We start from the raw sequence: 12024 nt of genomic DNA on the forward strand, positions 1-12024 counted from the left end.
AATTACTACATGTTATTGATGTGGATAACTTTAAGGTTGTTTAAAAAAGAACAAAACACAGGCTCAAAATAAAAACACTTCAAATAATATCGCTTTATCAACGCTTTCGTTTTATAGTAAAGAATAATTAATCTGTATGTTTTTTTTAGGAAAGAGGTGGGCGAAATTTGTTTTATTAATAATAGCTGGTTTATGGGCCGGACTTCAACAAGCTTTGGGTCAAACGCAGGAGATTTTTCTAAAAAATGAACACCTGAATATCAAGGCTGAACAATACTATATCAAAAAAATAATTGATGAACGTGTTAACCGCACAATGGTTGCCTCATTAGCTGATGTTGGTACGTCTTTAAATAATAAGACTAAAAGTAATACAGCAGATTTCGCAGGTGGTACTCAGGTAGCTTTACAACAATTTGTTTTGTATAATAATTTAAATGTTAAATCAGGATTTCCATTAATTATCCGGGTGAAAAAATTTAATGCAACAGAAACAACAGCTGCTAATGGCAGTATTCAAGGGAAAGTAATACTAATAATGTCATTTGATGTAGATAAGGGTGACGATGAGATCCTTCATCTAAGTGATTATAATGGGAATGCTGTTTATACAAGAGGGATAGGCCCTGCACAAAATATGGAACCAGCTTTAAGACAGGTATTTGAAAACGGCCTTATTTACATTAATAACTGGATGAACCAGTCAATATCAACCAATATTAAACTGGCCCGGGCGGTGAAGGTTATTTTTACTGATTTTAGTGAAAAAGAGGAGGGAGACACCATTTATTATAACCCAAAGCGGCCCTTAAGTTGGAACGATTTTCAATCCAGAATACAAAGTAATAAGTTCGATGCCGAAGTGTTTCCAACAATTGGATATGAAGAGCGGAATGAAGTTATAAAAGGAGTGGTAGTAATTACAATGGCTATGAAGGTGAGCTTACCCAAAAGCGCCAACTGGGTAAAGGAGGGAAGCCGTAATAGTTATGCTTTAAATCACGAACAAAGGCACTTTGATATAGCCAAAATTGCGGCACTGCATTTTGAGCAAAGGATAAAGGCCGAAAATTTACCGGTAAATAACTATGATGGCTTTATTAATGAGGCTTATCTGGATGCTTACCGCGAAATGAATAATATGCAGAAGAAGTATGATGATGAAACCAGACATGGCTCCGATGAGTTGGCTCAGGGACAGTGGAATACTTTTATTGATAAAGAGTTGAAGAAGATGATTCTATCCCCATAATCTTAAATACGTTTTTTTAACGTTTTAATCTGGAGGGGGATGTTACTAAAAGCTTGTTTTAAGCTGCAGGAAGTTGCAATTTAATGATTTGGAGGAGGTCATCAATATCAAAGGGTTTTGCTAAAAAAGCATTTGGTGCCCCTATGTTATTGGATGCATTTGCCACGTTATGACTCGCTGAAACCAATATTACTGGAATATTGGTTGTTTCAAGTTTCGCCTTAACATCTTTACAAAGCTCCCGGCCATCTAAATTACCCAACATAATATCAAGTAAGATTAAATCTGGCGTGTGTGCTTTAATCTTTTCGAATAAATAACGCCCATCCATAAGTGTGTCTACCTCATAACCGGAATCTTCTAATATAAACTGAAGTACTTCAAGTATATCTCTGTCATCGTCCACCGCTAAAATCCTCATTTTGATACGTATAAATTTAATTTCTGATCTGCTAATAATGTAAGCGTAATAGCTTAATAAACTGTATTGTGTAAGGCAGACACAATTATTATACCAGCTTATTTAATTAGTGCTGATTAATTTTAAACGTATTTTAAAAATGACAATTAATTAATTCGGGTTAAAGGTAAGATAAGGTGTATTTATTCCTTTAAGTGTTTAAAAGTCCTTTTTTTAATGATCTTACCGGAATTGGTTGAACTGTAGCTTTTTATTGAAGTTGTATAGTTTTATAAACTATTGTTTAAAAATAACAAAATTTGTAATGGTTTATAATAGCGTGTTTTCTTTGCTCTCGTTTAGTAAACTATTCACTTTAGTAACCAGTTCATTTAAATCAAAGGGCTTATTGATTATTGCATCACATCCATAAGCATAAAGCTCATCGTCATGATTAATGTAAGCAGAAAATATAATCACGGGTGTGTTTTTAAAATTGGGATGTGATTTTATTTGCATACATAGTTCACCACCGTTTGTACCTGCTACCCGGTAATCTAATATAATTAAATCAGGCGCAAATTTTTCCATTAATGGGATAACCACTTCTCCGCGCGATGTGCTCTTCACTTCAAATTGCTCATACGAAAGCGTTTCGTGAACAATGTCCAGAATGTCATGATTGTCATCCAATACCAATATGCGTTTTGCCATAACAAATTAAATTTAACGGCCGAAAAAAGTACAATGATTGCTATAGCTAAAAAAGAATTGAGTCGGCTCTAACTTTATCGGGATTAATAATGTATAATTATACTAATTTTTATATTAATAATATAATTTTTAACAATTGTGTTAATTTTTTTACTTAGAAAGCTTCACCAAGGGCTATGTTTAGATCAGAATAACCTTTGCTAAAACCATAATCAAAGCAAATATTGGTATTTGATTTCTTGTTGAATTTAATACGCAGACCGCCGCCACCCGCAGGATTAAGATATTCAAATTTGCGTGTATTGGGTTGACTGGCAGAATTTACATTTGCAAATAGTACAAAGCCCAGCAAACCATTGTTTGTAATATCCCTCCGGTATTCAGTTTCAAAATAGATCAGGCTTTCGCCGCGATACCTGCTTTGTTCAATTCCCCGTCCCGAACGCTGATATGGATCCATACCAATTGATGGTAAATTAAGGTATGGCGTACCAGTTGAGAGTGTTGTCCAGTAGTAAGACCAGAAAGCCAATTGGTTTTTAGGTCCTGCTTCGGTTAAAGAAACATACTTGCGGAAATCAAGATAAAGGGACCGTGAATTGTTATCACTTCCTAAAACTTCGGTATTGAACCGATAAATAATATTTCCATAAACACCAGGAATAGGGTTAAGGGAGTTTTGCCTTGTATCGTATAAAAAGTTTAATGACAGGCCCGAGGTAAATGATTTCTGATTGGTTGTTGTTCCATATACGTAATGGGTAAAGTCAGCTAATGAAACTGGCTGATTGGCAATAGTAGGATTAAAATCGAAGTAATAATCCATATTATACCCAATACCTGCATAGAAATAAGAGCTGATGCGTTTAAGTGCACTCTGATAAAAACGCAGATAATCGTAGTTAATCAATACCCTATTATTTTCAGGCTGGCCACCGCCAAGCCCCCATGTATTTTGTGGATATACTAAAAATCGGGTATCACCCTGTATATTAAATGTATTATCCTTTAACCAGATGCTGGAGTGTATGGGTAAGCCGTACCTGCCCTTAAAATTAAAGTAAGGTGCGAAAGTAACACTGCTTAAATAGGTAGTTTTGCGTGGCCCCAGGTAAAAGCCGGCAGTTGTAGAAGTAACCAATACATTACTTGCGCCCGGAACAGCTGTTGAAATGGGTAAAACTGAATAATATATTTGTTTTTTTTCCTTATTAGGATATTTGCGGGGCTTAAATTTAAATAACTTTAGGCCGATATCTATTAAGTCCTTCTGACCGGTAGTATCAATATCGGGCGAATTGGTGGTATCAACCGGTACTTGTGCTTTTACTAATAAAGGCAACAAACAAATAAGTACTAAAAAAATATATCTGTGCATTAATCCTTAAAAGCAATTAAAAAGGAATTTGTTTGAATGGTACAGAATTACGATTATTTAAACACCTGGAAAATAGATTGTGAATAAGGGTTAAAAAGCTTCACCAAGTCCTAAAATTACGGCCGAGTAGTTTTTGCTGACTCCATAATCAATACAAATATTGGTGTCTGACTTTTTGTTGAATTTTATACGCAAGCCTGTACCTGCTGCCGGGTTCCAGTATACAAAGCGATTATTTTTAGGTTGACTGGCGGAGTTAACATTTGCGAATACCACAAAGCCCAATAAACCATTTTCGGTAATATCACGACGATATTCACTTTCAAAGTAAATTAATCTTTTTCCACGATATCTGTTTTGTTCAATCCCCCGGCCCGAACGCTGGTATGGATCCATACCTATCGCTGGCAGGTTAAGATAAGGTGCTCCTGAATTTAAGGTTGACCAGTAATAACTCCAAAACGCCAGTATATTTTTGGGCCCTGAGTTGCTAAGAGAAATGTATTTACGAAAATCGGCGAATATAGATTGCCAGTTATTATTACTGCCAACTACGTCGGTATTGTACCTGTAAATAAAGTTAACATACGCACCAGGTAAAGGGTTTAATGAGTTTTTGCGGGTATCATAAAGTACGTTAACAGTTGGTCCTGATGAAATAAAGTTATGATCATTAAGGGTCCCAAATTTGTAATGGCTAAAATTAATCAATGTATTATTATTCGTTATACTTTCAACATCCAGATAATAATCGAGATCATAACCAAGGCCAACAAAAAAATAGGGGGTTATGCGTTTCAACGCACTTTGATAAAAGCGCAAATAATTATAGCTAACCAAAAGCTTATAACTTTCGGGCTGGCCACCTCCCAGGCTCCAGGTATATTGCGGATAAACCAGGATACGGGTATCTCCCTGTATATTCCAGCTATTGTTATTTAACCAGAAACTTGATCGGATAGGTAGGCCATATCGCCCCTTTAAATTAAAATAAGGAGCGAAAGTAATGGTAGAGAGATAGGTTGTTTTTCTGTTGCCCAGGTAAAAACCTGCAGTAGTAGAGGTAACCAGTGCGTTTCCGCCCCCTGGTATAGATGTAGAAAGTGGTAAAAAGGAAAAGTAAATAGTCTTTTTATCATCCAGCGAAACCGGGCGTGGGGGTGATTTAACGAAGGAACGGGCAATATCTATCAAATCCTTTTTGCCAGTAGTATCAAAGTTCATGTGGGTTTTATCAATAGGGCTTTGGGCCATTATTGCATACGGAACTAAACAACCTGTAAGCATTAATAAAACCTTTCCTATTTGCATCCAAAACAAAAATTAAGTTTAGCCAAATTATTTAAAAAAAACATAAAACCCCCATTTTATCAATCACCAATAAATTTCAAAACAGCGGCTGAAAATTCAGAAGTTCTAATAGCTGTATTGTGATTACCCGGAACATAAGTAAGTTCGGAATGAAGGATAAGTTTATTTAATCCTATTTCGGAGCCATTTTCTTTATCTTCAGTTCCCCGGATAATTAAAACCGGCTTTTTTACAGCAGCCAGTTCTTTTATGCTTGTTGATGGTTGATATTTTTGTTGATAGGCCAATGATAGTTCATCAAAATGCTGGCTGTGAATGTATTTTACCATACCATCTACATCATGTAAGGTAGTATCGCCCATTAAGGCTTTGTAGGCATGTACCCTGCGTGGCCAATCAGGATTGGTGTATGCATCGCCCATGCCACCCATTATGGCTTTATGGATCCTTTTATCCAGCACTAACAATCGGGAAAGTATAATGGAGCCACGGGAATATCCTAAAGCATCGTAATGCTTAATGTTCAGGCTGCTCATTAACCCCATAATGTCTTTTGCTTCGGCATCGTTTGCATAAGCCAATTCGTTATGAGGTTTGTCAGAGTTACCGTTCCCACGCTGATCAATCAATATCACCTTATAGCCTGCTTTCAGCAGATCTCCATAAACTGCGCAACTCTTCCATCCCTGCCCGGTTCCCGAAAAGCCGTGGATCAATATTACCGGGTAACCATCACCCTTAACTTCATAATAGATTTTTGTACTGTCGAATGATGTAAAATAATTACCTTCAGCCTTTTGGGCAAAAAGGTGGGTAGTTATCATCAGTAAAATGCCAATCACTGTTAAGCTTTTTTTCATGCTGTAAATTACATTTAAATCTACTCTTCCAGGCCGTTTTCCGTTATTCATCCTTCATGTATTTTTCTATTCCTTCTGCAGGTTTCCAATCACTTTTTGGTTCATAGTAATGCCATAATAACGCAGATATTTTTCTAATTAATATATCCGCTTCATTATCGGTAGTCCAGCGCTGATCTTTATTGTTATTGGTGATGATAGAAAACACATACCCGCCATGTGGCGCATTCACCAGTACCGTTTCTGATTTGGAAGCATCAACAGCGCCTTGTTTGGATATGGTTTGAATATAAGGAGGGATTTGTGAAAGCGCTTTATTGTCCCAAAATATCCTGCCCATATTACGGCTCATGCGCTCACTTGCTGCGGCACTTACAGCTTTCCCCTGGCGAATCATCGTGAACAGTCGGCACATTTCATAAGGTGTAGTAACCCCCCATCCATATTTGGCACGGATAGCTTCGCGCCCCAGAACCCTGGAGTTTACCCGCATCACCTTAAACCCATTCTGATCCAGCCAGTTGTTAATGTACTCACCGCCAACCAGCTTTTGCAGCCATAAGCTGGCTGTGTTGTCGCTCATGGTAATCATCAGCATAGCTACCTTACTCACCTCAATGGTGTCTCCATCTTTAAATGAGCCTAAAATATCTTCGCCTTTATAAAGTAATGAATCGCGGTAAACCAGTTTTTGGTTGTATTGTATCTCACCTTTTTCAATCTTATCCATTAACCCGCACTGAATGCTTACTTTTATCATACTGGCGGTTGGGAAAAGGGTATCGGCATTAATGGTAACTGTTTTACCCGTCTTAAGATTTTGTACATAGATGCCCACCTGTCCGTCAAATCCTTTTATGGCTTCCTGTAGTTTAACAGTGAGCTTTTTATCGATTTGGGCAAAACAAGCGGAAGAGAGTAATAAAATAAAGACTAAAAATTTATACTTCATTATTTATTGGTTTTGAACTACCTAAAGTATGAAAGCAATTTAAATATTGAAACTGATTGAATTCTGAAGTATCACTTAAAAGTTTATTTTTTATTAGTTAGATCAAGCTTTCATTACCGTACATTCATTGTATCGAAAACGAACACGTTATTTAGTTTGATTTTGTTTAACTAAATGATATTCAATTGTTTGTTTGTTTGGCATCTTGTTGGTTCGCCTTACCTTGTTTTATCAATACGCTTTACCAGTTAATACCCATTGCTATGTTAAAAAGTTATCTTAAAACGGCTTTCCGGTTTTTATTAAAAAATAAAACTTTCAGCTTTATCAATATTTTCGGATTGGCTACAGGTACTTTATGTTGCCTGTACATTTTGCTTTATGTACAGGATCAGTACAGTTATGATAAGCAGCATAATTCTGTAAAAAATATCTACAGGCTTACAACCGACCTTGTTTTATCTGGCGACAAACATCACAGCGCAACTTCGTCGCCACCGATTGCACCTGCCCTAAAAAAAGATTTCCCGGAAGTGCAAAACGTTACAAGGGTAGTAGAAGTGGATAAGTTGGGTGCAAAAGAACATTTGCTGCGATATAAAGAGAAGTCGTTTTATGAAAGTGAGGCCTATCTGGTTGACTCTACCTTTTTTGATATGTTCAACTACAATTTTGTGGAGGGGCATGCCACGCACGCTTTAGATGATCCATATTCTGTTGTTTTACTAAAAACCACGGCTGATAAGCTTTTTGGTAGCGAGAATGCTGTAGGGAAAATGATAAATATTAATGACGCCTACGGAAAGCATGATTTTAAAGTAACAGGGGTAGTGGATGAAAGCCTGGGCAAATCGCATTTACATGCCAATATGTTTATCACTATGAAAAGCAGCAGTACCGGTGTTTCTATTGCAAATGATAATGAGTGGGCCGGTAATAATTTTCTTTTTACATATGTGAAATTACGACCCGGTGCAGATCCCAAAACACTTGAAAAAAAACTGCCTGCATTTTTACTTAAATATGCATCTCAAAAATTAAAGCAATTGGGAATGCAAAAAGAGTTGCATTTACAGCCCGTTACATCTATTCACACTACAGCAGGTTTTGATATTGAACCTACCAAAACAGCTAATCCATCGTTCCTATTGATTTTAGTATTAATTGCGGTGCTTATTCAAGTTATTGCCTGTATCAATTTCATGAATCTGTCTACGGCACGCGCTTCAAAAAGAGCCAAAGAAGTTGGAGTACGTAAGGTTGTGGGAGCAGGTAAATATGATTTGATTAAGCAGTTTTTGGGCGAGTCGTTTATACTATCTTTTATCGGGGTAATTATTGCTTTGCCTTTGCTATGGATTGTGCTTCCTTACTTTAATGATATTACTCACGCGGATATCCGGCTGTCGTTTTTTGCTGACTACCGTTTATGGTTGATACTTACTGCGCTAATAGTGGTAACAGGTCTGGTAGCGGGCAGCTACCCTGCGTTCTATTTGTCGGCTTTTGAAGCTATAAAAGTTATAAAAGGCAATTTTAATAGTAGGATTTCGGCAATAGGTATCCGTAAAATATTGGTGATTATCCAGTTTGTGGTTTCTATTGTAATGATAACGTGTATTATCATTATTTACAGCCAGCTTAGTTTCATCAAAAACAAGGACCTCGGTTTTGATAAGAACCAGAAAGTTATCTTTAATTTTTATACTGATGATGCACAAAAGCAAATGCCTGCACTGGCAAATGATTTAAGGCAGATTGCCGGAGTAAAAGCGGTTAATAGCGCAGATAATTACCTGAGCCAATTTGTAATGCATGATCATGGCGTTTACCCGGCTGGTGGTAATATGGCTACGGCAATAGATGCACAGAATATTGCCAGCGATCAATATTTTATAAAAGCTTATGGTATAAAATTATTGAGCGGCAGAGATTTTATACCCGGTGATTCGAACAAGGTAATTATCAACACCACGTTGGCTAAAAGGCTTAACCTAAATGCGCAAACTGCTCCCGGAGCCAGGCTTTATTCGCAATTTGGCAATGGTCCGCTAACCTTTGTTACGGTGGTAGGGGTGATGAATGATTTTAATTATAACTCACTACATGATGCAGTGCGACCCTTTATGGTAGAATATGACGGCAATGCAGGCGATATGTCGAGCATTATCGTATCAACCAATTCAAAGGATTATAAGGCGTTGCTAACGCAAATTGGGGCAATATGGCATAAAGACCTACCATCGGTTCCATTTGAATATTCGTTTATGGATAGCGAGGTGCAAAAACAGTATGAAACAGAAATTACCTTATCAAATATTATTAATTCGTTTACTATAATAGCTATACTGATATCATGTCTTGGTTTATTTGGATTAGCTGCCTTTAGTGCTGAACAACGCAATAAGGAAATAGGGATCCGCAAGGTATTGGGGGCTAGTGTATCGGGTTTGGTATCCCTGTTATCAAAAGATTTTTTAATACTGGTAGGTGTTTCATTTGTAATTGCCACACCAATGGCCTGGTACGGCATGAGCAAGTGGTTGGAAGCCTTTGCCTATCGCATATCATTGAGCTGGTGGATGTTTGCCTTAGCGGGAGTGATGGCCGTTTTAATAGCCGTACTAACCGTAAGCACCCAGGCAATTAGAGCAGCGCTGGCTAATCCGGTAAAAAGTTTGAAAACAGAATAATTGTCTGAACCAACTATGATAAAAAATTATTTAAAAATTGCGTGGCGTAATATCATTAACAACAAGGTTTACAGCGCACTTAATATTATCGGCCTGGCTACAGGTATGGCCGTTGCTTTGTTAATTGCCTTGTGGGTTAATTACCAATATTCGTATGATCAGTTTTTGCCTAATAACGGACGGCTTTACCAGGTAATGCGCAATTTTAATAGCAATGGTGATACGCTAACCTTTTCATCTACCTCATTGAAACTGGCAGATGCGTTGCGCAATAACATTCCTGAATTTGACCACGTTGCCGAAACTGACGGACAAGGTGCTCATGGCCTTATGGTTGGCAATAAAAAATTTTACCTTTATGGTATACAGGTCGGAGGCGATTTTCTGAAAATGTTTCCTTATCCATTTATTAGTGGGAATGCCAATGTTGCATTAAAAGACCCTTTTTCTATTGTGCTTACTGAATCAACAGCAAAAGCCTTGTTTGGAAGTACCGACGTGATCAATAAGGTTGTGAGGGTTGATAATCGCGACAATTTAAAGGTTACCGGTGTTATAAATGATCTTCCTGCTAATTCAACCTTTCAATTTAAATACGTTATCCCTTTTAGTTATTATGAGGCAACACAAGGCTATGTAAAACGGGCGCGCACCGGGAGCTTTGGTAATAATAGCTTCGCGATTTATACGGAACTAAAACCCGGTACTTCTTTTGCAGCTGTATCAGCCAAAATACAAAACATAGAAAAAGGTGAAACCAATAACCTCAATGCAATAAACTCCAATGTGATTTTGTATCCTATGCTCAAATGGCACCTTTACAATGATTTTAAGAACGGGAAAGCTATCAGCGGATTTATTGATTATGTACGCATTTTTACCCTTATTGGTACGCTTGTTTTATTGATTGCCTGTATCAACTTTATTAATCTTTCTACCGCCCGATCAGAGAAACGGGCGAGGGAGGTAGGCGTGCGCAAAGCAATCGGCTCAAGGCGAAACGATTTAATTTTTCAATTCCTGATTGAGTCGGCTCTGATTACTTTTATCGCTTTCTTATTTTCTGTATTGTTTGTACAACTGGCCCTACCAGCATTTAACTCGCTTACAGGTACAGTAATTTCTATTCCATATGGTAGCCCGGTATTTTGGATAGTTATGACGGCTTGTGTATTATTTACAGCCTTGTTGGCCGGTAGTAGGCCAGCGTTTTATCTTTCTTCATTTAATCCGGTTAAGGTATTAAAAGGCACCATACAAGGCGGTAAATCAGCAACCATATCACGTAAAATATTGGTAGTAACACAGTTTAGCTGCTCTATCGCTTTAATTATCAGTACGGTTATTATTTACAGGCAAATTCAATATGCTAAAGACAGGCCGATAGGTTACCAGATCAGCCGTTTAATGACTACTGAGGTAAATTCAGATCTTGCCCATAACTATGATGCCCTAAGACACGACCTTTTGCAAAGCGGTGTAGTAACAGCCATTACTACATCAACCAGCCCTGCAACAACGGTTTGGTCGCATACGGATCTGGATAAGTTTCCTGGAAAACGGCCGGGCGAAACAGTGGAAATGGGCAACATAACAGTATCAGATGATTATTTTAAAACCTTAGGGATGCAAATACAATCAGGCAGGGACTTTGTATCCGGCTCGAAGGCCGATACCAACAATGTTATATTTAACGAAGCCGCCATCAAAAGGCTAAGGCTTGCCAATCCTGTAAACCAGATCATCACATGGGGAGGGCAGCAATTTCGGATAATTGGCATTGTGAAAAATGCGCTGATGAACTCGCCCTATAGCGATGCAGACCCAACGATGTTTACTTTTAGCGCCAACAGCGCCAATTTTAATTTAATATATCAGTTATCGCCCAATGTAAACACTCATGCTGCAGTTCAAAAGCTGAGTTCCATCTTTAATACATATAATCCAGCTTATCCTTATGATTACCGTTTTGTTGACCTGGATTATAACAGCAAGTTTAGTCAGGAAGTACTTGTAGGTAAGCTGTCGGGAGTTTTTGCCGGGTTGGCCATATTTATTTCATGCCTCGGTTTATTCGGACTTGCTGCCTTTGTTGCCGAACAGCGCACCAAAGAAATAGGTATAAGAAAAGTACTAGGTGCCACCGTAGCCCAGGTATGGGTATTATTATCTAAAGATTTTATTTTGCTGGTGATGCTTAGCTGTGTTATTGCTTCGCCTTTAGCGTTTTACTTTTTGCAAAAATGGCTGCAGAAGTATGATTATCATATAAGCATTGGCCCGGGTGTGTTTATCATTTCGGCAGTTATGGCAATTGTTATTACGCTGGTTACCATAAGCTCACAGGCCATAAAAGCGGCATTGGCCAACCCAGTGAAGAGTTTGAAGACGGAGTAATACATAGAGAGGTGGGAGATCAGAGATTAGCTTTTCTAACTATGATCTGAGGATGCCTGATGAACCA

General features: G+C 37.9%; 9 protein-coding genes. 3 read left to right on the forward strand and 6 right to left on the reverse strand.

Annotation, left to right across the window (positions count from 1 at the left end; all coding sequences use genetic code 11):
• The first annotated feature begins 136 nt into the window (after nucleotides 1–136).
• Nucleotides 137–1252, forward strand: coding sequence for a DUF922 domain-containing protein (locus JN11_RS00480; protein ID WP_144908569.1), 1116 nt, complete (start codon nucleotides 137–139; stop codon nucleotides 1250–1252).
• 58 nt (nucleotides 1253–1310) lie between these two features.
• Here the strand turns inward: JN11_RS00480 and JN11_RS00485 are convergent, their stop codons facing one another.
• The 6 genes from JN11_RS00485 to JN11_RS00510 form a co-directional block, all read right to left on the reverse strand.
• Nucleotides 1311–1673 carry a response regulator gene (locus JN11_RS00485; protein WP_246138918.1) on the reverse strand — a complete coding sequence of 121 codons (363 nt, stop codon included), beginning with the start codon at nucleotides 1671–1673 and terminating at the stop codon, nucleotides 1311–1313.
• A 309-nt stretch (nucleotides 1674–1982) separates the two neighbouring features.
• The gene (locus JN11_RS00490) at nucleotides 1983–2366 is read right to left on the reverse strand and encodes a response regulator (RefSeq protein WP_144908573.1); all 384 of its coding nucleotides are present in this window, start codon (nucleotides 2364–2366) and stop codon (nucleotides 1983–1985) included.
• Nucleotides 2367–2520: 154 nt separating this feature from the next.
• The gene (locus tag JN11_RS00495) at nucleotides 2521–3744 is read right to left on the reverse strand and encodes a BamA/TamA family outer membrane protein (RefSeq protein ID WP_144908575.1); all 1224 of its coding nucleotides are present in this window, start codon (nucleotides 3742–3744) and stop codon (nucleotides 2521–2523) included.
• 90 nt (nucleotides 3745–3834) lie between these two features.
• Nucleotides 3835–5055, reverse strand: coding sequence for a BamA/TamA family outer membrane protein (locus JN11_RS00500; RefSeq protein WP_144908577.1), 1221 nt, complete (start codon nucleotides 5053–5055; stop codon nucleotides 3835–3837).
• Nucleotides 5056–5114: 59 nt separating this feature from the next.
• The gene (locus JN11_RS00505) at nucleotides 5115–5915 is read right to left on the reverse strand and encodes an alpha/beta fold hydrolase (RefSeq protein WP_144908579.1); all 801 of its coding nucleotides are present in this window, start codon (nucleotides 5913–5915) and stop codon (nucleotides 5115–5117) included.
• Nucleotides 5916–5958: 43 nt separating this feature from the next.
• Nucleotides 5959–6867 carry a serine hydrolase gene (locus JN11_RS00510; RefSeq protein WP_144908581.1) on the reverse strand — a complete coding sequence of 303 codons (909 nt, stop codon included), beginning with the start codon at nucleotides 6865–6867 and terminating at the stop codon, nucleotides 5959–5961.
• A 263-nt stretch (nucleotides 6868–7130) separates the two neighbouring features.
• Here JN11_RS00510 and JN11_RS00515 point away from each other — a divergent pair, with 263 nt between their 5' ends.
• Nucleotides 7131–9560 carry an ABC transporter permease gene (locus tag JN11_RS00515; RefSeq protein ID WP_144908583.1) on the forward strand — a complete coding sequence of 810 codons (2430 nt, stop codon included), beginning with the start codon at nucleotides 7131–7133 and terminating at the stop codon, nucleotides 9558–9560.
• A gap of 15 nt (nucleotides 9561–9575) precedes the next feature.
• Nucleotides 9576–11957: an ABC transporter permease gene (locus tag JN11_RS00520; RefSeq protein ID WP_144908585.1), complete on the forward strand. Its 2382-nt coding sequence runs from the start codon at nucleotides 9576–9578 to the stop codon at nucleotides 11955–11957.
• The last annotated feature ends 67 nt before the right edge of the window (nucleotides 11958–12024 follow it).

Origin of the sequence: Mucilaginibacter frigoritolerans, assembly GCF_007830615.1 — a bacterium.
In the GTDB taxonomy this organism is placed as follows: domain Bacteria; phylum Bacteroidota; class Bacteroidia; order Sphingobacteriales; family Sphingobacteriaceae; genus Mucilaginibacter; species Mucilaginibacter frigoritolerans.